General features: G+C 64.5%; 28 protein-coding genes and 1 pseudogene. 14 read left to right on the top strand and 15 right to left on the bottom strand.

Going from position 1 to position 23,249, the window contains the following annotated elements; genetic code table 11:
- Nucleotides 1–17: 17 nt before the first annotated feature.
- The 6 genes from GV044_RS10085 to GV044_RS10060 form a co-directional block, all read right to left on the bottom strand.
- A complete protein-coding gene (locus GV044_RS10085; RefSeq protein ID WP_159868946.1) occupies nucleotides 18–968 on the bottom strand; it encodes a ParB/RepB/Spo0J family partition protein in 951 nt (316 codons plus the stop codon).
- On the bottom strand, nucleotides 965–1,741 hold the full coding sequence (locus GV044_RS10080) for a ParA family protein (protein ID WP_159868943.1): 777 nt from the start codon (nucleotides 1,739–1,741) through the stop codon (nucleotides 965–967). Before GV044_RS10080 ends, GV044_RS10085 begins: the two co-directional genes overlap by 4 nt.
- A complete protein-coding gene (gene rsmG, locus GV044_RS10075; protein WP_236554841.1) occupies nucleotides 1,738–2,367 on the bottom strand; it encodes a 16S rRNA (guanine(527)-N(7))-methyltransferase RsmG in 630 nt (209 codons plus the stop codon). Before rsmG ends, GV044_RS10080 begins: the two co-directional genes overlap by 4 nt.
- A complete protein-coding gene (gene mnmG / locus GV044_RS10070) occupies nucleotides 2,364–4,214 on the bottom strand; it encodes a tRNA uridine-5-carboxymethylaminomethyl(34) synthesis enzyme MnmG (protein WP_159868940.1) in 1,851 nt (616 codons plus the stop codon). The genes rsmG and mnmG overlap by 4 nt, the downstream gene beginning before the upstream one ends.
- A gap of 61 nt (nucleotides 4,215–4,275) precedes the next feature.
- Nucleotides 4,276–5,556 (bottom strand): tRNA uridine-5-carboxymethylaminomethyl(34) synthesis GTPase MnmE, encoded by a 1,281-nt coding sequence (mnmE, locus tag GV044_RS10065; protein ID WP_159871212.1) that lies wholly within the window; start codon nucleotides 5,554–5,556, stop codon nucleotides 4,276–4,278.
- A 28-nt stretch (nucleotides 5,557–5,584) separates the two neighbouring features.
- The gene (locus tag GV044_RS10060; protein WP_159868937.1) at nucleotides 5,585–5,854 is read right to left on the bottom strand and encodes a DUF6489 family protein; all 270 of its coding nucleotides are present in this window, start codon (nucleotides 5,852–5,854) and stop codon (nucleotides 5,585–5,587) included.
- A gap of 121 nt (nucleotides 5,855–5,975) precedes the next feature.
- On the opposite strand from GV044_RS10060, the gene GV044_RS10055 reads away from it, so the two are divergent.
- The 3 genes and pseudogenes from GV044_RS10055 (at nucleotide 5,976) to GV044_RS10045 (ending at nucleotide 9,338) form a co-directional block, all read left to right on the top strand.
- Complete coding sequence (locus GV044_RS10055; protein WP_159868934.1) at nucleotides 5,976–6,674, top strand: dienelactone hydrolase family protein; 699 nt, start codon at nucleotides 5,976–5,978, stop codon at nucleotides 6,672–6,674.
- Between the two features lie 84 nt (nucleotides 6,675–6,758).
- Nucleotides 6,759–8,344 (top strand): annotated as a pseudogene (locus GV044_RS10050) (FMN-binding glutamate synthase family protein).
- Between the two features lie 25 nt (nucleotides 8,345–8,369).
- A complete protein-coding gene (locus tag GV044_RS10045) occupies nucleotides 8,370–9,338 on the top strand; it encodes a quinone oxidoreductase (protein WP_201299045.1) in 969 nt (322 codons plus the stop codon).
- 124 nt (nucleotides 9,339–9,462) lie between these two features.
- Here GV044_RS10045 and GV044_RS10040 read toward each other — a convergent pair whose 3' ends face one another.
- From GV044_RS10040 to hemE, 4 genes are all read right to left on the bottom strand, one after another.
- Nucleotides 9,463–10,197 carry a TerC family protein gene (locus tag GV044_RS10040; RefSeq protein WP_159868931.1) on the bottom strand — a complete coding sequence of 245 codons (735 nt, stop codon included), beginning with the start codon at nucleotides 10,195–10,197 and terminating at the stop codon, nucleotides 9,463–9,465.
- A 4-nt stretch (nucleotides 10,198–10,201) separates the two neighbouring features.
- Nucleotides 10,202–11,458 (bottom strand): transcription termination factor Rho, encoded by a 1,257-nt coding sequence (gene rho / locus GV044_RS10035; protein ID WP_159868928.1) that lies wholly within the window; start codon nucleotides 11,456–11,458, stop codon nucleotides 10,202–10,204.
- A gap of 297 nt (nucleotides 11,459–11,755) precedes the next feature.
- Nucleotides 11,756–12,196: a CopD family protein gene (locus tag GV044_RS10030; protein ID WP_159868925.1), complete on the bottom strand. Its 441-nt coding sequence runs from the start codon at nucleotides 12,194–12,196 to the stop codon at nucleotides 11,756–11,758.
- 182 nt (nucleotides 12,197–12,378) lie between these two features.
- Entirely contained in the window at nucleotides 12,379–13,404 is a 1,026-nt protein-coding gene (gene hemE / locus GV044_RS10025) for a uroporphyrinogen decarboxylase (RefSeq protein ID WP_159868922.1), read from the bottom strand.
- A 363-nt stretch (nucleotides 13,405–13,767) separates the two neighbouring features.
- On the opposite strand from hemE, the gene GV044_RS10020 reads away from it, so the two are divergent.
- From GV044_RS10020 to GV044_RS09975, 10 genes are all read left to right on the top strand, one after another.
- A complete protein-coding gene (locus GV044_RS10020) occupies nucleotides 13,768–14,613 on the top strand; it encodes a pyruvate, water dikinase regulatory protein (RefSeq protein WP_159868919.1) in 846 nt (281 codons plus the stop codon).
- Between the two features lie 19 nt (nucleotides 14,614–14,632).
- Nucleotides 14,633–15,220 (top strand): nucleoside triphosphate pyrophosphatase, encoded by a 588-nt coding sequence (locus tag GV044_RS10015; RefSeq protein ID WP_159868916.1) that lies wholly within the window; start codon nucleotides 14,633–14,635, stop codon nucleotides 15,218–15,220.
- Nucleotides 15,217–16,047: a shikimate dehydrogenase gene (locus GV044_RS10010; RefSeq protein ID WP_159868913.1), complete on the top strand. Its 831-nt coding sequence runs from the start codon at nucleotides 15,217–15,219 to the stop codon at nucleotides 16,045–16,047. The genes GV044_RS10015 and GV044_RS10010 overlap by 4 nt, the downstream gene beginning before the upstream one ends.
- Nucleotides 16,044–16,646, top strand: coding sequence for a dephospho-CoA kinase (coaE, locus tag GV044_RS10005; protein ID WP_159868910.1), 603 nt, complete (start codon nucleotides 16,044–16,046; stop codon nucleotides 16,644–16,646). Before GV044_RS10010 ends, coaE begins: the two co-directional genes overlap by 4 nt.
- 48 nt (nucleotides 16,647–16,694) lie before the next feature.
- Entirely contained in the window at nucleotides 16,695–17,378 is a 684-nt protein-coding gene (gene dnaQ / locus GV044_RS10000; protein ID WP_159868907.1) for a DNA polymerase III subunit epsilon, read from the top strand.
- Between the two features lie 26 nt (nucleotides 17,379–17,404).
- On the top strand, nucleotides 17,405–17,977 hold the full coding sequence (gene hpf / locus GV044_RS09995) for a ribosome hibernation-promoting factor, HPF/YfiA family (protein ID WP_159868904.1): 573 nt from the start codon (nucleotides 17,405–17,407) through the stop codon (nucleotides 17,975–17,977).
- Nucleotides 17,978–18,120: 143 nt separating this feature from the next.
- Nucleotides 18,121–18,582: a PTS sugar transporter subunit IIA gene (locus tag GV044_RS09990; RefSeq protein WP_159868901.1), complete on the top strand. Its 462-nt coding sequence runs from the start codon at nucleotides 18,121–18,123 to the stop codon at nucleotides 18,580–18,582.
- The gene (locus GV044_RS09985; protein ID WP_159868898.1) at nucleotides 18,557–19,042 is read left to right on the top strand and encodes a PaaI family thioesterase; all 486 of its coding nucleotides are present in this window, start codon (nucleotides 18,557–18,559) and stop codon (nucleotides 19,040–19,042) included. The genes GV044_RS09990 and GV044_RS09985 overlap by 26 nt, the downstream gene beginning before the upstream one ends.
- 9 nt (nucleotides 19,043–19,051) lie before the next feature.
- Nucleotides 19,052–19,384 carry a DUF1491 family protein gene (locus GV044_RS09980; protein ID WP_159868895.1) on the top strand — a complete coding sequence of 111 codons (333 nt, stop codon included), beginning with the start codon at nucleotides 19,052–19,054 and terminating at the stop codon, nucleotides 19,382–19,384.
- A gap of 189 nt (nucleotides 19,385–19,573) precedes the next feature.
- Nucleotides 19,574–20,224 carry a cell wall hydrolase gene (locus GV044_RS09975; RefSeq protein ID WP_159868892.1) on the top strand — a complete coding sequence of 217 codons (651 nt, stop codon included), beginning with the start codon at nucleotides 19,574–19,576 and terminating at the stop codon, nucleotides 20,222–20,224.
- A 43-nt stretch (nucleotides 20,225–20,267) separates the two neighbouring features.
- On the opposite strand, the gene xth is transcribed toward GV044_RS09975, so the two are convergent.
- The 3 genes from xth to GV044_RS09960 all read right to left on the bottom strand — a co-directional run bounded on the left by xth (nucleotide 20,268) and on the right by GV044_RS09960 (nucleotide 21,908).
- Nucleotides 20,268–21,044 carry an exodeoxyribonuclease III gene (gene xth / locus GV044_RS09970; protein ID WP_159868889.1) on the bottom strand — a complete coding sequence of 259 codons (777 nt, stop codon included), beginning with the start codon at nucleotides 21,042–21,044 and terminating at the stop codon, nucleotides 20,268–20,270.
- Between the two features lie 8 nt (nucleotides 21,045–21,052).
- Nucleotides 21,053–21,397, bottom strand: coding sequence for an iron-sulfur cluster assembly accessory protein (locus GV044_RS09965; protein WP_159868886.1), 345 nt, complete (start codon nucleotides 21,395–21,397; stop codon nucleotides 21,053–21,055).
- A gap of 82 nt (nucleotides 21,398–21,479) precedes the next feature.
- The gene (locus GV044_RS09960) at nucleotides 21,480–21,908 is read right to left on the bottom strand and encodes a CBS domain-containing protein (RefSeq protein ID WP_159868883.1); all 429 of its coding nucleotides are present in this window, start codon (nucleotides 21,906–21,908) and stop codon (nucleotides 21,480–21,482) included.
- Between the two features lie 150 nt (nucleotides 21,909–22,058).
- Between GV044_RS09960 and GV044_RS09955 the strand changes: the two genes are divergently transcribed.
- Nucleotides 22,059–22,352 carry a hypothetical protein gene (locus tag GV044_RS09955; RefSeq protein WP_159868880.1) on the top strand — a complete coding sequence of 98 codons (294 nt, stop codon included), beginning with the start codon at nucleotides 22,059–22,061 and terminating at the stop codon, nucleotides 22,350–22,352.
- A 3-nt stretch (nucleotides 22,353–22,355) separates the two neighbouring features.
- Here the strand turns inward: GV044_RS09955 and GV044_RS09950 are convergent, their stop codons facing one another.
- A complete protein-coding gene (locus GV044_RS09950; RefSeq protein ID WP_159868877.1) occupies nucleotides 22,356–22,760 on the bottom strand; it encodes a ferredoxin in 405 nt (134 codons plus the stop codon).
- On the bottom strand, nucleotides 22,757–23,191 hold the full coding sequence (locus tag GV044_RS09945; RefSeq protein ID WP_159868874.1) for a thioesterase family protein: 435 nt from the start codon (nucleotides 23,189–23,191) through the stop codon (nucleotides 22,757–22,759). Before GV044_RS09945 ends, GV044_RS09950 begins: the two co-directional genes overlap by 4 nt.
- Nucleotides 23,192–23,249: the final 58 nt, after the last annotated feature.

The following is a 23,249-nucleotide window of genomic DNA, read 5'->3' as shown; positions in this document are numbered from 1 at the left end:
GTACAACCACCGGTGGCTTAGATCGAGCCACCGGTCAGTCTTTGACAGATCAAGTCGAGTTGGTCCAAGGTCGTATACTTGATCGTGACGAGCCCCGATTTCGGATCGGCGTCACTCTGGATACGGACAGGCAAGCCAAGAAATTCTTCAAGATGCCCCTGGACGGCGACGATGTCGGCATCGTCGCTCGAGTTGCGGGCAGTGCGCGCGCGGCGCGGCGCAGCCTCGCCCTTGGACTTGCGGCGGATCAGCTTTTCGACCTCGCGCACGGACATCTGCTTAGCAACGGCCGCTTGCGCAATCTCTTCGGCATCGTCTGAGCCGATCAGCGCGCGTGCATGACCCATCGACAGCGAACCTCGCTCGACCAGGTCCATCACCGTTTCAGGCAGAGCCAGCAGCCGCTGCAGGTTCGCCACGTGGCTGCGGCTCTTGTCGACCATCTTGGCGATCTCGGCCTGAGTGAGCCCCTCGCTCTCGGCCAGCCGGTGGTAAGCTCGGGCCTCCTCGATCGGATTAAGGTCCTCGCGCTGCAGGTTTTCGATGAGAGCCAGCGCCATGACATCGCGGTCACTTAGGTCGCGGATGAGCGCCGGGATCTCGTGCAGCTGCGCCTTCTGCGCTGCTCTCCAGCGCCGCTCACCGGCAACGAGTTGATAGCGGCCTTGGTCTAGCGCGCGAACGACGACTGGCTGGATCACTCCCCGCTGCGCGATCGATGCTGCCAGTTCGTCCAGCGCGTCCTCATCGAAATGACGGCGCGGCTGCTGAGGATCGGGCGATATCAAGGCCACCGGGAGAAGCGCCAGCCCCGGCGATCTGGGTTCGTCGCTTGCGGGTGAACTTGCGCCCGTCGCAACCGGCTCCTCTCGCCGCGTCTCACCGAGCAGTGCTCCCAGCCCACGGCCCAGGCCCTTGGCCTTGGACTTGGCGACCGGTGCGGTCGTCACACCGACTTCCTCGCTCATGCGGCCTTCCTCTCTTCAGGCAAGCGCGTAATCAGCTCCCTAGCGAGCGCGATGTAAGCCCGGCTCCCTGCACAGGCGTGATCATAGATCAGCGCCGGTACGCCATGGCTCGGCGCCTCGGACAAGCGCACATTACGCGGGATCGTCGTTTCGAACACCAGCTTCCCCAGGCACGAGCGCACATCCTCGGCGACCTGATCGGTCAAGCGATTGCGTCGATCGAACATGGTGAGCGCAATGCCGATGATGCCGAGATCGGCGTTGAACCGCTGCTGCACCCGCTCGACCGTCGTCAGCAATTGGCTCAGCCCTTCGAGGGCGAAGAATTCGCATTGCAGAGGTACGAGCAGCGTATCGGCCGCCGTCATCGCGTTCAGGGTCAGCAGGCCCAAGGATGGTGGGCAGTCGATCAGGCAAACATCGTAGCCGAGATCGGGCCTCAGCGCCTTTTGCAAACGATAGGCGCGATCCTCGGCGCCGACCAATTCCACTTCGGCGCCGGACAGATCCACTGTGGCCGGGCACAAGTCCAGCTTGGGAATCGGCGTGGGCATGATGCAGCTTTCGAGAGAAGCTTGATCCACGAGTACGTCGTAGCTCGACCGCTCGCGTTGCGAAGCTCCTACCCCGATGCCCGTTGACGCGTTACCTTGCGGGTCGAGGTCGATGAGCAGGGTCTTCCATCCCGTCGCCGCCAGCGCGGTCGAAACGTTGATCGCGGTGGTCGTCTTGCCCACTCCGCCCTTCTGATTGGCGATAGCGATGCGGATCATGCTGCGGCGCCTTTCCGGCCATACAAGTGACCGACAACTATCCCAGACTCGGGATCTGTCATTGATTGTTCCACGTGGAACGCATGCTGCCATCCGTGAAGGTCATGCACTTCTTGCGCTGCGGACCTTCCTTTCGGCAAGACCCAGTATGTAGCCGCTGTCGAAAAGCGCGCGGATAACTTGAGCAGATCGGTCAATGGAGCGAATGCACGTGCCGAGATCACGTCGGATGGGCTTGTGTCGACAAGTTCCAGCCGACGACCTTCGATCACCACGTTAGCGAGTTGCAGTTCGTTCACTGCTCGTGCGAGCCACTGAACGCGTCTTGTCCGCGACTCGACAAGGGTGACTTTCCAATTGGGCCTGAGTGTGGCGATGATAAGCCCTGGGAAGCCGGCGCCGGTTCCGAGGTCAAGCCAAGTCGATGTTTCACGTGGAACATGATGGAGAAGCTGTGCACTGTCGAGGATGTGCCGCTCCCAAATTAGTGGCAGAGTAGCCCGCGCTACAACGTTCTGACGCTCGTTCTCCTCCACCAGCAGATCGACAAAACGCGAGAGCATTTCCATCTGCGCGGAATCGGTCGCCATAGTTGCGACCGTCTCCTGCGCCTCATCCTCACTCATGCTGCGACCTTCCGTCGCGCATGGACCAGCAAGGCCGACAGCGCCGCGGGCGTGACTCCGGGAACCCGTCCTGCCGCTGCAAGCGTCTCCGGCCGAACACGGGAGAGACGTTCCACCATCTCGTTCGAGAGACCCGGAACCTCAGCGTAGGGAAAAGCATCTTCAAGCCGTAGTGCCTCACTCGCACGAAGATCGCGGAGTTCGCGCTCTTGCCTCTCAAGATAAGGAGCATAGGCAAGATCTTCGCCAATCTCCTCCAACAGGTTACCGTCACAGATTGGAATGCTAGGCAGCCATTTGGCTACGGACGTCAGATCCACACCATCGAAGCGCATCCACTCACGAAGTGGCATGGCGCCCAGGTCTGACCGCACCGGCAACCCCTCCGCAGCGAGATCAACTCCGGTGACCGCCTCCGTCAATTGCCTCTCAACGTGCGCTTGGTGCTGCTTCCGCTTATCGAACCATGTCGCCCGCTCTTGGCCAACAGCGCCGATGTTCTTTGCAATGTCGGTCAGGCGGGTGGAAGCATTGTTCGCGCGCAGGCGTAGCCGGTACTCGGCCCGGGCAGTGAGCATGCGGTAAGGCTCACTGACACCTTGCAGTGTGAGATCATCGATCATCACCGCAAGGTAGCTGTTCGAACGATCGATCGCGGGCAAGTCTCGGTCGAGTACCGCGCATGCCGCACTCATGCCGGCGACAAGCCCCTGCCCCGCTGCCTCTTCATAGCCGGTTGTGCCGTTGATCTGGCCGGCGCAATAGAGGCCGGGTAAGTCTTTCAATTCAAGCGTGGAGCGCAACGCGCGCGGATCGATATGATCGTATTCGACGGCATAGCCCGGCACCGCCATCTCGACCTGCTCCAAGCCTTCGATCGTGCGCAGCATCTGCAATTGCACGTCGCTCGGAAGCGAGGTGCTGATGCCGTTGGGATAGACCATGTGCGTCTGCAGGCCCTCCGGTTCCAGGAAGACCTGGTGCCCATCCCGATCGGCAAAGCGGTGGATCTTGTCCTCGATCGAGGGGCAGTAGCGCGGCCCCCTCGCGCCGATCGCTCCGCTGAACAGGGGTGACCGATGCAGATTCGCGCGGATCACATCATGCGTTTGCGGCGTAGTGCGAGTGATCGCGCAGAACACCTGCGGATTGGTCCTGTGGCGAATCATGGCCGACATCGTCCAAGGCTCCGCATCGGATGGTTGTTCAGCCAAGCGTGACCAGTCGATCGTCCGAGCATCAAGACGTGGCGGTGTGCCTGTCTTGAGCCGCGCCATCGGCAGTGCATAATCGCGCAGTTGCCTGGCGAGACGATGCGCTGAGGCCTCGCCTATACGGCCTCCTTCCAGGCGTTCTTCACCCCGGAAGAGCGTGCCCCCCAAGAACGTTCCCGTGCATAGGATCGTCGCAGCCGCGTCGATTACCTGCCCATCGGCGAGTTCAATTCCTCGAACCGTGCCATGTTCGATCCGCAGCGCTGCGACTTCACCCTCAATCAGATCAAGGTCCTTGGTCGCACGCAGCTGGTTTTGAATAGCGGCCTTGAACAAGACACGGTCGGCCTGGACACGCGGGCCCTGAACGGCACTCCCCTTCGAGCGGTTGAGCATACGATAGTGGATTGCGGCGGCGTCAGCAGCGCGTGCGATCAGACCGTCAAAGGCATCGACCTCACGCACGAGATGGCCCTTGCCGAGACCGCCAATCGCCGGATTGCAACTCATCGCGCCGATTGTTTTCAGATCGAAGTTGATGAGGGCGACGCGTGCTCCCATGCGAGCCGCGACAGCGGCCGCTTCGCAGCCGGCATGTCCGCCGCCGACGACTACGATATCGTATGTGTGCATGGCTGGCTTTTAACTCAGCGCTCCGCTCTGGTCAAAGCGCATGCTTGTTCCACGTGGAACATCACTTGCCGATGCAGAATCGACCGAAGAGGGTGTCGAGCATGTCCTCTGTCGCCGCGCGCCCTAGCAGGCGGTCGAAAGCCGCGCGAGCCGTACGGAGCAGCTCGGCGATCAGCAACGGGTTTGTCACTGTCGATGATTGGTGCAAGGCGGCCGATGCATCCTCCAACAACTCACGCTGGCGCCGGTTTAAAGCAACATCGCTCGGTCCCGGCAGCGCCTGTCTGGCGAGGGTAACAAGGTCGCTCTGCAGCTCGGCGATGCCCTGACCTGTGGCTGCCGATACGCGATGGCGCGGCGTAGCTTTCGACACATCCTTTGGCAGATCGGCGAAGCTATCTACTTCCCACAAGCGAACGCCCTGCCCTTCCGCCTCTGGACCCATCCAGAGCACCAGATCGGCACGTGACAGTTCCTGTGTCGCGCGCTCAATACCAATTGCCTCGATAGTATCATCGGTCGCGTCCCGCAGTCCGGCAGTATCGACAAAGACGAACGGCACGCCATCGATTGCTACGGGCCGAGACAGCACATCGCGTGTGGTTCCTGGTACGGGTGTCGCGATTGCCGCATCGTCACCGACCAAACGATTGAACAGGCTACTTTTTCCCGAGTTGGGTGGACCTGCCAGCACAACGCGGAACCCTTCGCGCAGAGTCTCGGCTTTTGGCGCGACGAGGAGAGTGTCTAGCTCTCGGGCGGTGTCTTCCACCTGCGCCGCGAATCGCGGGGGAAGGTCCGAGACATCATCCTCGTCGCCAAAATCGAGCACCGCCTCCACCTGCGCAGATAGCATCAGGACCCGGTCACGCCATTCGTATACCCGCGACGAGAGACTGCCATTTGCGAGAGCCAAGGCATGGCGGCGTTGCAGTTCGGTCTCGGCCGTCAAGAGATCGGCTAGCCCCTCCGCTTCGGCAAGATCGATCCTGCCGTTTGCGAAGGCACGACGCGTGAACTCTCCAGGCGCGGCGCGACGCAGGCCTGGCATCTCGGCCAAGGCACGCTCTACCGCCGCAATGATAGCCCGGCCACCATGTAGATGAAGTTCGGCGAGGTCTTCGCCAGTCGCAGTTGCGGGCCCCGGAAACCACAGCACCAATGCCTGATCGAGTTGGTCACCGCGCGCATCATGCAAGCGCCGGACGCTTGCGAACCGAGGCTTGGGAACTTCGCTTGCGATCGCCTTCAGGGCCGCGGCTGCCTCCGGTCCGCTGATCCGCATGATCCCGATCGCGGCCGGTGGCGCCCCGCTGGACAAAGCGAAGATCGTGTCACTCACGCGGCAGTTCACATGGCTCGTTCGGGAGTCAGCTGTCGTCGCGCTTCGGGTTGTTGCCCGGCTTCGACATCGCCATGGCCGCGCCACCTTCCATCAATTGCTGGAACAGCTTGAGCCCGAACTGGCCCATAGGCGCCATCTGCTTGGCCAGGTCCTGGAGCTGATCGACATTGCCGACACCCTGCATGGCCTTGGTGATCGCATCGACATAGACGTCGTTCGCGCGCGTCACATCGGGAAGACCCAGAAAGCGGCGCGCCTCTTCCGGCGAGCAGTCCACCTCGACATTGACCTTCATCGGGGCTCTCCTGCGTCGCTTTCCTCTTGCCGTGCTGACACATACGCTTGGCAAAGTCCATTGCAGCCGCCTAATCCCATGCAAACCGTGAGACCGTTGCCGCCACATCAAGGAGAGCCCGATGACGACGAACACCCAGATCCCTACCCTCGCTGGCGATGGCGAGATCCCTGCTCTGGTGATCAAGCCCGAGGGTACGCCGTGCGGAGCGGTAATCGTGCAGCAGGAGATCTTCGGCGTGGACGCCGGCATCCGCAAGAAGGCGCAGGACTGGGCTGATCGGGGTTACCTCGCTGTCGCACCCGACACGTTCTGGCGGCAGCAGCCCGGGGTCGAGCTGGACGCTGACATTCCCGAGCAGTTCCAGGAAGCCATCGGCTACATGATGAAGCACGACTTCGATCTCGGCATCAGGGATATCGAGGCCGTGATCCACTGGATCCGCCGCGAGGCCGGCGTTCCGAAGGTCGGACTGGTCGGCTTCTGCATGGGCGGACGCGTCGCCTACATGGCCGCCGCGCGCACCGACATCGATGCTTCGGTGGGCTACTATGGCGTGATGATCGACCAGATGTTGGGTGAGAAGCACGCGATCGCAAAGCCGCTGATGCTGCACATTCCGACGGCGGATCACTTCGTCGGTCCGGATGCGCAGAAGGCCATCCACGAGGGACTCGACGATCACCCCAAGGTGACGCTGTACGACTACGAAGGCCTGGACCACGGCTTCGCGGCGGAGATCGGCTCACGTCGTGACGAGGCCAATGCGACCCTCGCCGACGAGCGCACCGCTGCGTTCTTGGCAGAACACCTGGGCTGAGCGCCCCCACCGGGCGTATTGATGCTGCCTGGCCGGGCGGCGGCCGTTAAGGTCGCTGCCCGAGGGGATCGAGGAAGGCCGACCATGAGTCCTGCTCCGCGTTATCTGGTCCCCGGAGCACTGGTGGTACTCACCGCCCTGGCAGTCGCCAGTCCGCCGGGACGGTGGGCCTTGTGGGCCCTGGTTCCGCTGCTCGCCCTCGCCTTGTGGGACTTTGCGCAGCGCCATCATGCCTTGCGGCGCAACTACCCCTTGATCGCCCGCGCGCGCTGGTTCTTCGAGGACCTGCGGCCGTTCCTGCGCGCCTACATCGTCGAGAGCGACCGCGAGGGCCGACCCTTCACCATAGACGAGCGTGCGCTGGTCTATGCGCGCGCCAAGGGCGACATCGCCACGCACCCGATGGGCACCGAGCTCGACGTCTATTCGGACGAGTATGAGTGGCTGGGCCATTCCATCGTCCCGCATGAGGCCGCGCCCGAAAGCTGGCACGTGCGCGTGGGTGGCAGCACTGCCGAAAGCCTTACGATGCGGCCCTGCTGAACGTTTCTGCGATGAGCTTCGGCTCGCTCTCCGCCAACGCCATCGAAGCGCTCAACAAGGGCGCGGCGATGGGCGGCTTCGCGCACGATACCGGCGAAGGCGGCATCTCGCGCTACCATCGCAAACATGGCGGTGACCTGATCTGGGAGCTGGGCAGTGGCTACTTCGGCTGCCGGCACAAGGACGGCAGCTTTGACCCCGAGGCCTTCGCCGCTGCCGCATCCGAGCCGCAGATCAAGATGGTCGAGATCAAGCTGAGCCAAGGCGCCAAGCCAGGCCATGGCGGTGTGCTTACTGGCCCCAAGGTCACCGCCGAGATCGCCGAGGCACGGGCGGTCGAGCAAGGCAAGGACTGCCTCTCGCCTGCAGCGCACTCAACCTTCTCCACGCCGCATGGGTTGCTCGAGTGGATCGTGCAGCTGCGCGAGCTTTCGGGCGGCAAGCCGGTCGGCATGAAGCTGTGCGTAGGCTTGCCGCACGAAGTCATGGCCCTGGTGAAAGCCATGCACGAGAGCGGCATCACGCCCGACTTCATTGTCGTCGATGGGGCCGAGGGTGGGACCGGCGCGGCGCCGCAGGAGCTGACCGACAACGTCGGGATGCCGCTGCGCGAGGGGCTGATCCTGATGCGCAATGCCCTGGTTGGTATGAACCTGAAGGACCGGGTCCGGCTCGGCGCTTCGGGCAAGATCCACTCGGGCGCAGGCATGGCGCGGGCGTTCGCGCTGGGTGCGGACTGGTGCAATGCCGCGCGTGCGTTCATGTTCTCGCTGGGTTGCGTGCAGTCGATGAAGTGCCACACCGGCGCGTGTCCCACCGGCGTTGCAACCCAGACCGAATGGCGGCAGCGCGGCCTCGTCGTCGACGAGAAGGCCGAGCGCGTGGCACGGTTCCAGCGCGAGACGCTGCACTCCCTGCGCGAGATCGTCGTCGCCATGGGCCTGAACTCACCCTGGGAGCTGAGCCACCACGACATGTACCAGCGCATCGATGGCGCCCGCGCCGGACCCCTCGACGAGGTATACCAATTCCTCAAGCCTGGGCAGTTGATCGACGATCCCGAAAGCACACATTACGCTCGGGCTTGGCGAACCTCGCGGGCCGACACCTTCCGCGCGGTGCTTTGACACTGCGCCAGCAGTGAGGACAGGCATGGTTGACGGCTATCGATTGGTGATCCGCGAGCACGGCGGCCCCGAGGCGATCACGCGCGAGGACACCCGCTTCGCCGATCCCGGCCGTAGCGAGCTGCTGATCGAGACGGAAGCCGTCGGGCTGAACTTCATCGACGTCTATTACCGCACCGGGCTCTACCAGGCGCCGCTGCCGATGACGCTCGGCTCGGAGAGCGCGGGCAGGGTCATCGCCATCGGCCAAGGCGTCGACGGCTTCAAGCCGGGCGATCGCGTCGGCTGTGCGCAGGGCGAAGGCGCTTACGCGACCCATCGCACGATCAAGGCCGGGCAAGCGGTTCGACTGCCGGATGCCATCAGCTCAGAGGTGGCTGCAGCCTCGATGCTGAAGGGCTTCACCGCCTGCTACCTGGCCGAGGACATCATTCCGCTGAAAGCCGGCGACGTCGCTCTGGTGCACTCGGCAGCGGGCGGTGTGGGTTCGCTGCTGGTGCCCTGGCTGCGCGACAAGGGCGTGATCGTCGTGGGACATGCGGGAACGCCGGAGAAGGCTGCCGGCATCGATGCCGACCACGCCCTCAGCTGCAGCTTCGAGGAGCTGCCCACGGCGCTGCTGCAGGCCACTGGCGGGCGCAAGGCGGACGTGGTGTTCGACGGGGTCGGCAAGGCCTCCTGGAGCGCCTCGCTGGCCTGCCTGCGCAAGCGTGGCTTGATGGTCAGCTATGGCAATGCCTCAGGCGCGGTGCCGCCGGTGGCGCTGACCGACCTGATGCGTGCGGGCTCGGTGATGGTCATCCGACCGACGTTGGCCGATTACATCGCCACGCCCGACGACTTGGCGCATACGGCGCAACGTCTGTTCGACCGGATCGAACGCGGTGTGGTCAAGCCTGTGATCGGTCAGCGGTTCGCATTGAGCGATGCGGCCGACGCGCATCGGGCCTTGGAGGCGCGGGAAACCACCGGTTCCACGGTGCTGATCCCCTGACCCGTACGTCGTCCCGGGCTTGACCCGGGACCAGTTTCGTCATGTCGCGAGCTCTGCAGCGTGCACCTTCGAGGTTCATCGCTGGCGAAACCGGTCCCGGGTCCAGCCCGGGACGACGCTGAGTTCAGAACAGAGTGCCGACGCCCAGCTGCGGGTCTACCCAGCCTTCGTAGATCATCTTCAACGACACGTAGACGATCACCGCCAGGCCGATCCACGCGATCCAGCGGAAACGCTCAATGTAGCGGGCGATCACGTTGGCCGCCAAGCCCATCAGGGCAACCGCAAAGATCAGGCCGACGATCAGGATGCCGGGATGCTCGCGGGCGGCGCCGGCGACGCCGAGCACGTTGTCGATGCTCATCGAGACATCCGCCACCGCCACCGAGATCGCCGCGCTGGCGAAGCTCTTGGCGGGCTTCAGACCCGAGTGCTCGTCGCCCTCGACTTCGGGCGAGCCGTGCGAGTGGACATCCTGGCCACCATGCGTGTGAAGCTCGCGGTACATCTTCCACGCCACCCACAGCAGCAGCAATCCGCCGGCAAAGACCAGCCCGACGATGCCGAGCAGCCAGGTGACGATCAGCGCGAAGCCGACGCGCAGCACCAGCGCCGCGAGGACACCGATGACGATGACCTTCTTGCGCTGCTCCGCAGGCAGACCGGCGGCAAGCGCACCCACGACGATGGCGTTATCGCCCGCCAGCACGAGGTCGATCATCAACACCTGCACGAAGGCCGCGAAGGCCGAGGGCGTGCCGATGTTCGAAAAATCGTCGACGATGTGCTGCCAGATCTCCGCGGGCCCGCCCAGCGACGGTGCGGCGGCGGCGAGCGTGAGGAGGATGTCCACGGCCATGCCCTTACTGGTTCATCGTCGCGAAGAAGTCCTCGTTGGTCTTGGAGTCCTTCATCTTGTCGAGCAGGAACTCCATCGCGTCGACGGTGCCCATCTGCATGAGGATGCGGCGCAGCACCCACATCTTGCTGAGCTGGTCCTTGGGGACCAGCAGCTCTTCCTTGCGGGTGCCGGACTTGCCGACGTCGAGCGCGGGGAAGATGCGCTTGTCGGAGACCTTCCGGTCGAGCACGATTTCCGAGTTACCGGTACCCTTGAACTCTTCGAAGATGACCTCGTCCATGCGGCTGCCGGTGTCGATCAGGGCCGTGGCGATGATCGAGAGCGAACCGCCCTCCTCGATGTTGCGTGCCGCGCCGAAGAAGCGCTTGGGGCGCTGCAGGGCGTTCGCGTCGACACCGCCGGTCAGCACCTTGCCCGAGCTGGGGACAACGGTGTTGTAGGCACGGCCCAGGCGGGTGATCGAATCCAGCAGGATGACGACGTCGCGCTTGTGCTCGACCAGGCGCTTGGCCTTTTCGATCACCATCTCGGCCACCTGCACGTGGCGCTGCGCGGGTTCGTCGAAGGTCGAGGAGATCACCTCGCCCTTCACCGAGCGCTGCATGTCGGTAACTTCCTCGGGGCGTTCGTCGACCAGCAGGACGAGCAGGAACACCTCGGGATGGTTGTCGGTGATGGCCTTAGCCATGTTCTGCAGCAGCACGGTCTTACCGGTGCGCGGCGGCGCCACGATCAACGCGCGCTGGCCCTTGCCCTGGGGGCTGATGAGGTCGATCACGCGCGCCGACTTGTCCTTGACCGTGGGGTCGAGGCTGTCGAGGTTCAGGCGCTCGTCGGGATAGAGCGGCGTCAGGTTGTCGAAGTTGGTCCGGTGGCGGACCATGTCGGGATCGTCGAAGTTGACCTTGGTTAGCTTGGTGATCGCGAAATAGCGCTCGCCATCGCGCGGTGCGCGGATCTCGCCTTCCACGGTGTCGCCGGTGCGCAGGCCCCATTTGCGCACCTGGTTCGGCGAGACGTAGATGTCGTCGGGACCGGCGAGATAGTTCGCCTGCGGGCTGCGCAGGAAGCCGAAGCCGTCGGTGAGCACTTCGATGGTGCCCAGGCCCATGATCTCCTCGCCATCTTCGGCCACTTCCTTGAGGATGCCGAACATGAGTTCCTGGCGGCGCATCGTCGAGGCGCCTTCGACGCCGAGTTCCTCGGCCATTTCGACCAGCTCGGCCGGGGTTTTCTGCTTGAGTTCTTTCAGGTGCATCGTGTGATTTCTTGTTTCCGTGAGGATCGGGGAATGGCCGGCGGACCGATGGGCTTGGGGAAAGCGGATCCGGGCAAGGCGAGGGGGTACCCTCGCGGCCCTGTGCCGGAACGGGTTTTAGATAAGCGCTGTCGCCGTGACGGTCAATCGACTCGCGACAGGGTGTGAGATCGTGGCGTCGTCTCGGGCTTGACCCGGACCGGTTTCGCCATCTCACGAGCTTGCTGGACGGCACCTCGACGAGAACGCTTGCCGTGGCGAAACCGGACCCGGATCAAATCCGGGACGACGCGATCCTCAGAACGGCTTCACCACCACCAGGATGACGATCAGCGCGACGGTGACGCCTGGGATCTCGTTCAACAGGCGCAGCGCCTTCCCGGACAGGCGACGCTCGCCCTTGGCCAGTTTCTTCGAATACCCGACCATCCAGCCGTGATAACCCGACAGGACGAGCACCAGCAGCAGCTTGATGTGGAGCCAGCCGGCGACCCACCACTGACCCGCGCTCGCCAGCGTCAGGCCCAGGATCCAGACGAGGATCAGCGAAGGCGTGAGGATGATCTTGCGCAGCTTGGCCTCACGATCGACCCAGCGTGCCTCTTCGGCCGAGCCGGCATCGCTTTCCTGGTGATAGACGAAGAAGCGCGGCAGCATGAACAGCCCCGCCATCCAGAAGATCACGAAGATGACATGCCCGGCCTTGAGCCAGAGGTAGATTGCGGAAAGCTCGTCCATGTGCGGGCCTTAGCGCGGTTACGAGGCTACGTCAGCCCTGGCGAGCGGCAAGTATCGCGTCGTCCCGGGCTCGACCCGGGACCGGTTGCGGAATGCGAGCCAGCTATCGCCAAGGCGCACTCCCGCCAGATCGCGCCTTGAAGGACCCGGTCCCGGATCAAGTCCGGGACGGACGCGGGGCTCTAAGCCTGCCAGCCCCGCACCGTCGCTAGCAACCGCTCGACATGCTCGATCGGCGTGAACTGGCCAATGCCGTGGCCGAGATTGAACACATGCGGCCGCCCGGCGAAGGTATCGAGCACCCGGCGTGTCTGGCGGTCCAACTCATCCCCGCCTGCCAGCAGCAGCAACGGATCGAGGTTGCCCTGAACCGGCATGCCCTGCGGCAAAGCTTGTGCCGCCCATACCGGATCGATCGTCTCGTCGAGCCCGACGGCATCGACACCGGTTTCGCGGGCATAAGCCGGCAACTTCTCGCCAGCACCCTTGGGAAAACCGATCACTGGCACGCCCGGGTGCCGCTCGTGAATAGCGGCCGTAATCCGCGCATTGGGCGCGATCACCCAGCGCTCGAACTCGGCCGGGGCGAGGCTACCCGCCCAGCTGTCGAACAGCTGCACCGCCTCGGCACCCGCCGCGATCTGGCCGGAGAGGTATTCGATCGTCACCGCGACGATCGCATCGACGATCGCCTGGAAGCCCGCCGGGTCGCGGTATGCCATTGCGCGTGTTTCGTGCTGGTCGCGGCTGCCCTCGCCGGCAACCATGTACGTCGCCACGGTCCAGGGACTGCCAGCGAAGCCAAGCAGCGTCGCCTCCTCGCCGAGCGCGGCGCGGACCTTGGTAACGGTATCGTAGATCGGAGAGAGGCGCTCGGGCACAGGCGCAAGGCTGGCCAGCGCCGTGTCCACCAGCTTGGGCGAAAGCCGGGGCCCCTCGCCGACGAGGAACGCCAGATCCTGTCCCATCGCGTAGGGCACGATCAGGATGTCGGAGAACAGGATCGCCCCGTCGAAGCCGAAGCGGCGGATCGGCTGCAGCGTGATCTCGGCCGCAGCGTCGCTGTCGTAGACGAGCGCCAGAAAACCGCCCTTCTCGGCCCGCAATGCGCGGTACTCGGGTAGGTAGCGCCCGGCCTGCCGCATCAGCCAGACCGGTCGCCTCTTGGAGGTTTCGCCCTTGAGCACGTTCAGCAGAGTTCCGGGCATCGCGGCTTGGTCCCACTTAAATAATAATAGATTCTTAGAAGGATGATGGAGTCTGTTGGCCCTGTGGAAACTGGGGACGGCGGCGCCTTGCCCGATTTGTCCGGCGCTGGCCAGTCCCGCTGCCATGACCGACTCCTGACCCTAGCGCGGTCAAGCAAAGGTTGTCCGCCATATCCCCAGGCTGTCGAGAACCGCCCTGCCCTGTCCGTAACTGTGGCGCCAAATGCCTGGCAGTGGGGGTGGAATCCCGCTGTCGAGTTGTCACCCGCCCTCTCCCGTGGTTTATGCCACGCGTATCCACAGGGTTGCCGGGCGATTGAAAAGTCGGGCTGGCGGACAGCACAGGTTCGCGAAGAGACGTTCATGGCGCGCTTCCATCTCCATCTGCTCTCGGACTCCACCGGAGAGACGCTCGAGATGATCGCGAAGGCGGCGCTCGCGCAATTCGACGATACCGAAGTCGTTCGCCACTTTTGGCCCATGGTTCGCTCGCAGCAGCACCTCGATCGGATCATGGGAGAGATCGCCGCCAATCCGGGCCTGGTGTTCTTCACCCTGGTCAACGACGAGACCCGCGGCAAGCTGGAAGCACGCTGCCAGGTGCTCGGCCTGCCGGCAATCGCGGTGCTCGATGGCGTCACCGATGCGCTGGAAGACCTGCTTGGCCAGGAAGCCAAGGGGCGGCCGGGACGTCAACACCGGTTGGACGAGGCCTACTTCGCACGGGTAGATGCGATTCAATTCACGATAGCGCACGACGATGGCGTCGGTTGGGAGAACTGGGAAGAGGCGGACATTGTGCTGGCCGGTGTCTCGCGCTCGTCCAAGACGCCGACCAGCATCTATCTCGCCAATCGCGGCTACAAGGTCGCCAACATTCCCATTGTGGTCGAGAGCCCACCTCCGCCGCTGCTCTACGAGTTGAAGCAGCCGCTGGTCGTAGGGCTGACCACCGCGCCCGAGCGGCTGATCGCCATTCGGCGCAACCGCCTGCTCTCGCTGAGCCAATCGCCCGACACTGACTATGTTAATCAGGATAAGGTTGAGAGCGAGCTGAAATACGCGCGGCGCATGTTTGCCGACAACTCCTGGCCGGTGATTGACGTTACCCGCCGCTCGATCGAGGAGACCGCCGCAGCCGTGATCAACCTCTACAACGAGCGCCAGGCAGTGAGTGGCCAGACCGGCAGCGATCCGCGCCCGATATGATGCGCCAGACTATCCGCGGATGAGCCTTGTCCTCGCCTCCAAGAGCGCTTCGCGCCAGGCCATGCTGACCGCGGCCGGGGTTCCGTTCACCGCCCTGCCCGCCGACGTCGACGAGCGTGCGATTGAAGCTGCGCTTGCTGATGCGGCGCCCGGTGAAGTCGCGCTGGCACTCGCCCGTGCTAAGGCCCTCGCGGTCTGCGCCAGAGTGCCCGGCGAGCTGGTACTAGGCAGCGACTCGCTGGTGGAGTGCGCCGGCCGCCGTTTCGACAAGCCCGAGAGCCGCGACGCCGCGGCGGAACACTTGCGCTTCTTCTCGGGCAAGGTCCTCAACCTCCACAGCGCCGCCGTCCTGGCGCGCGATGGCGAGGTCATGTGCGGCGAGGCCAAGGTCGCCCGCCTCCACGCGATCGACATGTCCGAGCGCTTTATCGAGGATTATCTCGATTACGAGTGGCCAGCGGTCGCCGCCTGCGTCGGCGTGTTCCGGATTGAAGGCCGCGGTGTGCAACTGTTCCGCGCAATCGAAGGCGATCATTTCACCGTGCTTGGTATGCCGTTGCTGAGCGTCCTCGCCTTCCTGCGCGAACTGGGAGTGCTGCGGCAGTGAGCCACACGCCAGCCCAGCCGTACGCCGAAGTCATCGGCGATCCGATTATCCAGTCGAAGTCTCCGGCGATCCACGGTTTCTGGCTGGATGAGCTCGGCCTCGATGGGCGCTACGACCATTGTCACGTCACGATGGACGGCCTGCCGACCTACCTCGAACTGCGGCGCGCCGATGCCGCTTGGCGCGGCTGCAACGTGACGATGCCGCACAAGCAGGCTGTGCTGCCCTTGCTCGACACCATCGAGCCCATTGCGCAACGGATCGGCGCGGTGAATACGATCGTGCGTGCTGCCGATGGCACGCTCAGCGGCACCAACACCGACGCGCCGGGCTTCATGGAGCCGCTTGGCGCCACGCGGTTCGAAACGGTGACCGTGATCGGGGCGGGAGGCGCAGCCCGAGCCGTGCTGGCGGCGCTGGCCGACGTCGGAACCTCATGGGTCTCGCTCCAGAACCGCAGCCTTGAGAAGGCGCAGGCGCTGCTCGCCGAATTCGGCCTGCCCGGGCACGCCTTTGCGCTGGGTGAGCAAGTTCCGCCGGCCGATCTCCTGGTCAACACCTCGGCGCTGGGCATGACCGGGCAGCCACCGTTGCCGCACTTGCTCGACGACGTGGCGGACGGTGCGGTGGTCTACGACATCGTCACCAGTCCGCTCGATACCGAGCTGCTGCGCGAAGCGCGCGAACGCGGGTTCGTCACCGTGGACGGACTTGCCATGCTGATCGGCCAGGCCGACCACGCCTTCGCACGCTTCTTTGGTACCAAGCCGCCGCGCGTCGAGGACGCTCGCCTGCGCGAGCGGATCGTGTCTGGCCGTCGCGAGTGAGCGCGAGCCGGCCCAAGATCCTGGGACTCACCGGCTCGATCGGCATGGGCAAGTCGACGGTCGCGGCCATGCTGCGCGACTTGGGCGTACCGGTCTTCGATGCCGACGCCGCGGTGCATGCATTGCAAGGACCGGGCGGTGCATTGCTGCCCGCCATCGAAGCGGCATTTCCCGGCACCACCAGTGCCGCCGGTGTGGACCGGCCCAAGCTCGGCGCGCTCGTGTTTGGCAACCCCGAAGCGCTCGCCAGGCTCGAGGGGATCGTCCACCCGGCCGTCGCCAAGATGCGAAGAGCGTTCCTGCACGACAATGCCGCGCGCCCGCTCGTCGTGTTCGATATCCCCTTGCTGTTCGAGAAAGGTGGGGCGCAGGGGCTCGATGCTGTTGCCGTTGTCTCCGCGCCAGCAGCTGCCCAGCGTGAGCGCGTGCTGGCGCGTCCGGGCATGACCGAGGCCAAGTTCGAGCAGATTTTGGCGCTTCAGGTGCCCGATGCCGAGAAGCGGGCGCGGGCCGACTTCGTGATCGATACCGGCACCGATCTGCCCGCCACCCGCGCTGCGGTAGAGCGCATCGTGCAAGAGTTCGTCACGCACGAATAAGGTGCTGCACTCTTGCGCCCCGCTGGCAGGGCGTCGATATGAAGTGGAATGCGCGAGATCATATTCGACACCGAAACCACCGGACTCGATCCCCGAACGGGAGACAGAATGGTGGAGATCGGCTGCATCGAGATGGTCAACCGGGTCACCACCGGCCGCACCTTTCACGCCTATTTCAATCCTGGCCGATCGATGCCCGCCGAAGCGGAGGCGGTGCACGGGCTTTCCGACGTGTTCCTTTCGGACAAGCCCGCCTTTGCCGAGCGCGTGCATGAACTGCTGGAGTTCATCGGCGATAGCCCGCTGGTCGCGCACAACGCCGGGTTCGACTTCGGCTTCCTTGATGCCGAGCTGAACCTCTGCGGCCATCCCCCGGTCTGCCGCACCCGCATGGTCGACACCGTCGCACTCGCCCGCGTGCGGCACCCGGGCGCCAAGCTCTCGCTCGACGCGCTCTGCTCGCGCTACGGTATCGATCGCAGTCATCGCACGATGCACGGCGCCCTGCTCGATGCCGAGCTTCTGGCCCAGGTCTATGTGGAACTGCGCGGTGGACGGCAGATCGGGCTCGAGCTTGTCGCCGATGTCGCGGAAACGATCAGCGCCGGTACCGTATTGGTCCGCCGCGAGCGCCCGCTTCGCCCGGCTCGGCCTCATTCCGCCAGTGCGGAGGAACTGGCCGCGCACCTCGCGTTTTTGGCTACGGTGGACACGCCGATCTGGTCCAACTGATTTCCAACCAAGAGGAGAGAACGCCCATGGATATTCGCGTTTCCGGCCATCAGGTCGACACGGGCGAGGCGCTGCAAACCCATGCCAGCGACCGCCTCAGCACGATGGTGGAGAAGTACTTCAGCCGCGCGCTGTCGAGCCACGTGACCTTCGGCAAGGCGCCGGCCAATGCCTTCCGCTGTGACATCATCATGCATGTCATGCAGAACCTGGTGCTCAAGGGCACCGGGGCCGCGCAGGACGCACACGTGGCCTTCGACCAGGCTGCGGAGAAGATCGACAAGCAGCTGCGCCGCTACAAGCGCCGCCTCGTCGATCGCCATGAGCAGAGCACGTTCGCCATGGCCACCGAAGAGGCTGCCTACACGATCTTCGAAGAGCAACCCGAGCAGGAAGAGGAGCAGGCCGACGCGCCGCTGGTCATTGCCGAGACGCGCGTCGACGTACCCGAAGCGACCGTGTCGGATGCCGTCATGATGCTCGACTTGCGCAACACCACGGCGTTGCTGTTTAAAAATGCTGGCACTGGCCGTCACAATATGGTTTACCGCCGCGGCGACGGATCGATCGGCTGGGTCGAGCCTTCTTCGACCCCCTGAGCGGGCGTCACGCTCTTCAGATCTGAAGAAGTGGGCCGAGGCCCCCGGCAGTGCCGGGGGTTTCGCGGTTCCGGTGGGACCGGCGATCATGGGGTCTGGTGGTCCTGCATGGCCAGCCTGACTCGAACACGATTGATGATTGAATGAGTACTCTTTTCATTCTTCTGCCCGAGGCCGTCACAATGGCGAGCGGGGACGACAAGGCCAGTATCCTGGCTCGCCTCGCCGACGTTTTCGCGCAAGTCTACGAGCTTGACCGCGATCTCGTGCTGGAGCGCGTCACCGAGCGTGAACGGTTGGGCAGCACCGGCTTCGGTCGCCACGTCGCGATCCCGCATGCGCGCATTCCCGGTCTGACTCGCCCGGTAGCGGCCGTGATCCGGCTGGATCGCCCGGTCGATTTCGATGCTGCCGACGGCATGCCGGTCGATCTGGTCTTCGGCTTGCTCTCGCCCGATGGCGCGGGCGCGACTCACCTCCAGGCGCTCGCTGCGATCTCGCGCATGATGCGGGACGAGCGCATGCATGCCGCGCTGGTGGCCGCATCGGGCACCGATGTGATCTACAGTCTGCTTTCCAATGTCATCGACCGCGACGCCGCCTGAGGCGGCTTCGGGCGCCGAGGTTCACTGGCGCGCGCTGGAAGGTCTCTACGCCTCCGCACCGATCAACCAGCTGTTCCGCTCGTCATTGTCGGTCACTGGGGAAGGGCGTGCCCGCATCGTCTTTCCGGTAGAGCCGGAGGTCTTCCATGCCGCGGGTGCGGCGCATGGCACCATGTACTTCAAGATGCTGGACGACGCCGCGTTCTATGCGGCGAACTCGCTGGTCACGGACCGTTTCCTGCTGACCACCGCCTTCAACCTCCACCTGACCAAGCCGGTGCGTGGCGGTACCATCGTCGCCGAAGGGCACTGGGTAAGCGGCCGGCGTCGCGTCCTGGTGGCCGAATCGCGCTTGGTGGATGAAGAGGGCGAGGAGATCGGGCGGGGCACCGGCACCTTCATGCGCTCGCGCATCGCGCTCTCTGGTCTGCCGGGCTATGCCGCCCCGTCGGCGGGCTGAGCGGACCCGTTGCGGCTCCCGACGCACCTGGAAGTCAGCGCCCTAGTCCGCCGGGTCGAAGGGGAGGGCGGCTTCGCGACGGTGCTGGCGCGCGGCGATCGCGACTCCGGAACACTGCTGGTGGTCCTGAACGATCGCGGTTCCTTATCCACGGCTTACGAGCGCATGCCGCAGGCCGATGGCACCCGGCGCTGGTCCGTGTCGCGCCAGCAGGACGCCAACGCGCCGTTCACTTTCGGTGAATACCTGGAGCGTCGGAAGGACCAGGATAGCGATTTATGGATCGTCGAACTGGACGTCCGTGATGGTGAACGCTTCATCGAAGAGCTGGCGCAAGGCTGATTGACTTCGCAGTTGCGGTAGGCCAGTGGCCACCTCGCTCACATGCGGAAGCGGCTTGGGACGCAGTTCAGCGCACCAGCTAGCACGCAGACGGGGGGCCATCGGCAGGCGTGCACGTCATATATACGTGCTTGAGGGGCAAAGCGTTCCCGTGTGCGACGGATGCTCACCGCTTTTTGAACGCCTTAAATGCTACGTAAAGTACGAGCGGCGAGCGCAGTGGCGCTTGCCGGAACGCTGTTGACCGGTCTGCTGGGGTTCCGAGCCGCAGGCGCAGCAGCCGAAGTGATGATCCCGACCATCGTGTTGCCGGATACAACATCCACCCAGTTCGTTGCCAATCCCGTGGTGCAGCCTCTGCCGCAAGTCGGCGCTGGCACCGGAACAGGCACCGACGCCGAAGCCCAGCTCGCCGCAGCGCGACAGGCCGGCACGCTCGACGCTCTCGTCGATGCCCAGCCTACCGAGGCCGATCTCTCTTCCGAAATGCGCTGCCTTGCCGGCGCCATCTATTTCGAAGCGCGCGGCGAGTCGCTGGAAGGCCAACTGGCTGTCGGCCGCGTGGTCGTGAACCGCTCCAAGTCCGGCCGCTTCCCGGCGAGCTACTGCGGCGTCGTTTACCAGCCCTCGCAGTTCTCGTTCGTACGCGGCCGCAGCATGCCGGCGGTACGCACCGCCTCGCAGGACTGGCGTGAGGCGATGGCGATCGCTCGCATCGCCGATCAGGGCAGCTGGAGCAGTGAGGCGCCTAACGCCCTCTACTTCCACGCCGCACGTGTATCGCCCAACTGGCGCCTGACTCGCCTGGCGCGGGTCGACAATCACGTGTTCTACCGCTGAGATCAGACGTCGACCCAGGTTTGATCCGGGTCGACGTGAGACTTCAGGCTCGCAGCGCTACCCATACCGGTGCATGGTCGCTGGCCTTTTCCCTGCCGCGATGCGCCTTGTCGACACCGCAGGCGACTAGCCGGTCGGCCAGCTCGGGTGAGAGCAGGGCGTGGTCGATGCGGAAGCCATGGTCTCGCTGCCAAGCACCGGCCTGATAGTCCCAGTACGTCCACACGCCGCCGCGCGGGTTGTGAGTCGCCAAAGCGTCGGTCCAGCCATCGTGCATCAGCCGCGTGTAGGCGTTGCGCGACTCAGGCTGCATCAGTGCGTCGCTGGCCATCGCCTTGGGCGCCCACACGTCGCAATCGTTGGGAATGACGTTGTAGTCGCCGGTGACGATCGCCGGCACTTCTTCGGCCGCGATGGCATGCATGCGGCGGCGCAGGCGCTCCATCCAGCGCAGCTTGTAGTCGAACTTGGGGCCGGGCTGGGGATTGCCGTTGGGCAGATAGATGCAGGCGACGCGCACACCAAAAACATCAGCCTCGATATAGCGCGAGTGCTCGTCCTCCGGCTCGCCATCCAGACCGCGCTGCACTTCGACCGGCTGCTCGCCATCCGCCAGGATGGCGACGCCGTTGAAGCCCTTTTGGCCGTGCCAGATCGCCTTGTAGCCCAACTTCTCGAACTCGTCGGCGGGGAAGCCTTCGTCCTGAGTCTTGATTTCCTGCAGGCAGGCGACCGAAGGGCGGGTCTCCTCCAGCCACTCCAGCAAGCGCGGCAGGCGCGCCTTGATGCCATTGATGTTGAACGACGCGACCTTGATCATCGGTGCGGTCAGATCGCGAAGCTGGAGCCGCAACCGCAGCCGGCGCTGGCTTGCGGATTCTCGACCCGAAAGGCCGCACCGCCCAGCGACTCGACGTAGTCCACTACGCAGCCGGCGACGAGGTCGATGCTGACATCATCGACCACCAGCCGCACGCCATCCGTCTCGGTCACTGTGTCGGCGGGTTCCTGCCCCTCAGCCAGGCCGAATTTGTACTGGAAGCCCGAGCAACCGCCGCCCTCTACCGAGAGGCGCAGGATCGCCGGCTTGCCTTGCTTGCTCGCGATCGCGGCGACCCGCGCCGCGGCGGAAGGACTGAGGGTGACGGGTGCGATCTGCAGGTCGGTTTCCATGCAGGGAATGTAGGCCCGGCTTGTGCTTGCGGCAAGCAGGTGAGGGGTTGGTCGAGAGCGCCCTCGGCTGGGCCGCTCGCCCTCAGGCCATCTGGATATAAGTGCGCATCGCCTCAGCCTCGGACTGGATCTGGTCGATGCGGTGCTTCACCAAGTCCCCGATGGAGACGAAGCCGATCATCTTGCCCCCGGTCAGCACCGGCAGGTGGCGAATCCGTCGGCGCGTCATCAGCGAGAGGGCTTGGAGCACGGTGGTATCCGGCTCGACGCTGACTGCGGGCGCGGTCATGACCTCTCCGACGATCTTTGCCAGCACCTCAGGGCCATGCTGGCTGAGCCCGTAGATCACGTCGCGCTCCGAGAACATGCCGGCCAGCGCCTCGCCCTCCATGACGGGCAGGGCACCGATCCGCCGCTCTGCGAGCATGCCGGCCGCCTCGCGGACCAGAGTCTGTGTGCTGCAAGTCAGGACGGCCGTGTCGCGGCCTTGGATGAGACGACCCACGGTCATTATCGCTCTCCTGTATCTTGTTGTTGCGAGGAGGATAACACAGCACCGGCGGCGCGCAAACCGGTGCGCCCTGGTTCTTCTCGCGACCGGAGCTCGATTGGCCGCCAGGCCCTTGCGAGCAGGCGAGCCTGCGCGCACATAGGACGCATCATGATACCTCGCTCCCCGCTCGACGACCCTGAGAAAGCCGCGCACGCCTGGGCGCGTTACCGCCAGATCATGCGGTGGATGATGCTGGTCACCGTGACGCTGGTCGCCGGCTCGCTGTGGGTGCTCTACAAGAGCAACGGCATGGTCTCGATCCACATGTACATCGCCGCGGCGCTGGGGATCGGGTTCACCATGCTGCTGACGTCGGCATTGATGGGGCTACTGTTCCTGTCGAGCGGTACCGGCCATGACGATGCGATTGCCGACAAGCTTGAGGAAGAGCGCAACCGCTAAGGCTCAATCCTCGATCGGCAGCAGCTCTACCTGAGGGTCCTGATCGGGACGCAAGCGGAACTCCTCCACCGGTATCCCGCCGATCAGGTGCTGCTGGATCACGCGCTCGAGCACCTCTTCGGTGCAAGAGTGGTACCATACCCCATCTGGCCACACGACCGCGATCGGGCCGGCGACGCAGATGCGCAGGCAATCCGCCTTGGTCCGTGCGACTCCGCCGCGCCCGTCGAGACCAAGCTGTTTCAATCGCTTCTTGAGATACTTCCAGGCAGCCGCACCCACTTCCGGGCGGCAGCACTCGCCCTTCTGCGGCTCGGCACACAGGAAGATGTGGTTGTGGATACCCGTGCCGCCGGCTTTGGCGAGGGCGGCGCGGGCTTGCGCGAGATCCTTGGCGCTGGTGCTCATGGTCGCAGTGTCCACTCCGCAGCAGTCTGGGTGAACCCCGTGGGGTTGGGCGCGGGACCATCGGCCCCGACCGTCACCATAACAGTGCGCGAGAAGGCGATGGGCGCGCCTTCCTGAGTCACCAGCTTGACCATCTCATGGCTGGTCCTGCCCACGCGCTCGATCGCGAGGTGGACGTCGATCGGAGCAGGGTAGGAGCCCTGGCCAAGGTATTCGATCGTTACGCTCGCCACCATCGTGGTCAGCCCGCCAGTTATACCCTGGCGATACCCGTTCACGCGATGGAAGCGGATGTGCGCCTCTTCCAGGAATGCGGCCATGGCGACGTTATTGATGTGCAGGTTGACGTCGAGATCGCTGAAGCGCGGTTCGATCCGGCACGTGAAGAGGTAGCGCTCCGGATCGAGCAGCGCCGGGTCAGGTTTTGGCATGTCCGACGAAGTAGGTGCGGGAGAAGGCGGCGTCCAGTGCCGGAGCCGAGCCTAAGCC

The organism is Novosphingobium sp. 9U (assembly GCF_902506425.1).
In the GTDB taxonomy this organism is placed as follows: Bacteria; Pseudomonadota; Alphaproteobacteria; order Sphingomonadales; family Sphingomonadaceae; genus Novosphingobium.
This window is presented reverse-complemented; position numbering and strand designations above follow the sequence as displayed.

What these genes read in the sequence shown, in the direction of transcription:
- GV044_RS10085 (WP_159868946.1), bottom strand. Translation starts at nt 968, where the DNA reads ATGAGCGAGGAAGTCGGTGTGACGACCGCACCGGTCGCCAAGTCCAAG.
- GV044_RS10080 (WP_159868943.1), bottom strand. Translation starts at nt 1,741, where the DNA reads ATGATCCGCATCGCTATCGCCAATCAGAAGGGCGGAGTGGGCAAGACG.
- rsmG (WP_236554841.1), bottom strand. Translation starts at nt 2,367, where the DNA reads ATGAGTGAGGATGAGGCGCAGGAGACGGTCGCAACTATGGCGACCGAT.
- mnmG (WP_159868940.1), bottom strand. Translation starts at nt 4,214, where the DNA reads ATGCACACATACGATATCGTAGTCGTCGGCGGCGGACATGCCGGCTGC.
- GV044_RS10060 (WP_159868937.1), bottom strand. Translation starts at nt 5,854, where the DNA reads ATGAAGGTCAATGTCGAGGTGGACTGCTCGCCGGAAGAGGCGCGCCGC.
- GV044_RS10055 (WP_159868934.1), top strand. Translation starts at nt 5,976, where the DNA reads ATGACGACGAACACCCAGATCCCTACCCTCGCTGGCGATGGCGAGATC.
- GV044_RS10045 (WP_201299045.1), top strand. Translation starts at nt 8,370, where the DNA reads ATGGTTGACGGCTATCGATTGGTGATCCGCGAGCACGGCGGCCCCGAG.
- GV044_RS10040 (WP_159868931.1), bottom strand. Translation starts at nt 10,197, where the DNA reads ATGGCCGTGGACATCCTCCTCACGCTCGCCGCCGCCGCACCGTCGCTG.
- rho (WP_159868928.1), bottom strand. Translation starts at nt 11,458, where the DNA reads ATGCACCTGAAAGAACTCAAGCAGAAAACCCCGGCCGAGCTGGTCGAA.
- GV044_RS10030 (WP_159868925.1), bottom strand. Translation starts at nt 12,196, where the DNA reads ATGGACGAGCTTTCCGCAATCTACCTCTGGCTCAAGGCCGGGCATGTC.
- hemE (WP_159868922.1), bottom strand. Translation starts at nt 13,404, where the DNA reads ATGCCCGGAACTCTGCTGAACGTGCTCAAGGGCGAAACCTCCAAGAGG.
- GV044_RS10020 (WP_159868919.1), top strand. Translation starts at nt 13,768, where the DNA reads ATGGCGCGCTTCCATCTCCATCTGCTCTCGGACTCCACCGGAGAGACG.
- GV044_RS10015 (WP_159868916.1), top strand. Translation starts at nt 14,633, where the DNA reads ATGAGCCTTGTCCTCGCCTCCAAGAGCGCTTCGCGCCAGGCCATGCTG.
- dnaQ (WP_159868907.1), top strand. Translation starts at nt 16,695, where the DNA reads ATGCGCGAGATCATATTCGACACCGAAACCACCGGACTCGATCCCCGA.
- hpf (WP_159868904.1), top strand. Translation starts at nt 17,405, where the DNA reads ATGGATATTCGCGTTTCCGGCCATCAGGTCGACACGGGCGAGGCGCTG.
- GV044_RS09990 (WP_159868901.1), top strand. Translation starts at nt 18,121, where the DNA reads ATGAGTACTCTTTTCATTCTTCTGCCCGAGGCCGTCACAATGGCGAGC.
- GV044_RS09985 (WP_159868898.1), top strand. Translation starts at nt 18,557, where the DNA reads ATGTCATCGACCGCGACGCCGCCTGAGGCGGCTTCGGGCGCCGAGGTT.
- GV044_RS09975 (WP_159868892.1), top strand. Translation starts at nt 19,574, where the DNA reads ATGCTACGTAAAGTACGAGCGGCGAGCGCAGTGGCGCTTGCCGGAACG.
- xth (WP_159868889.1), bottom strand. Translation starts at nt 21,044, where the DNA reads ATGATCAAGGTCGCGTCGTTCAACATCAATGGCATCAAGGCGCGCCTG.
- GV044_RS09965 (WP_159868886.1), bottom strand. Translation starts at nt 21,397, where the DNA reads ATGGAAACCGACCTGCAGATCGCACCCGTCACCCTCAGTCCTTCCGCC.
- GV044_RS09960 (WP_159868883.1), bottom strand. Translation starts at nt 21,908, where the DNA reads ATGACCGTGGGTCGTCTCATCCAAGGCCGCGACACGGCCGTCCTGACT.
- GV044_RS09955 (WP_159868880.1), top strand. Translation starts at nt 22,059, where the DNA reads ATGATACCTCGCTCCCCGCTCGACGACCCTGAGAAAGCCGCGCACGCC.
- GV044_RS09950 (WP_159868877.1), bottom strand. Translation starts at nt 22,760, where the DNA reads ATGAGCACCAGCGCCAAGGATCTCGCGCAAGCCCGCGCCGCCCTCGCC.
- GV044_RS09945 (WP_159868874.1), bottom strand. Translation starts at nt 23,191, where the DNA reads ATGCCAAAACCTGACCCGGCGCTGCTCGATCCGGAGCGCTACCTCTTC.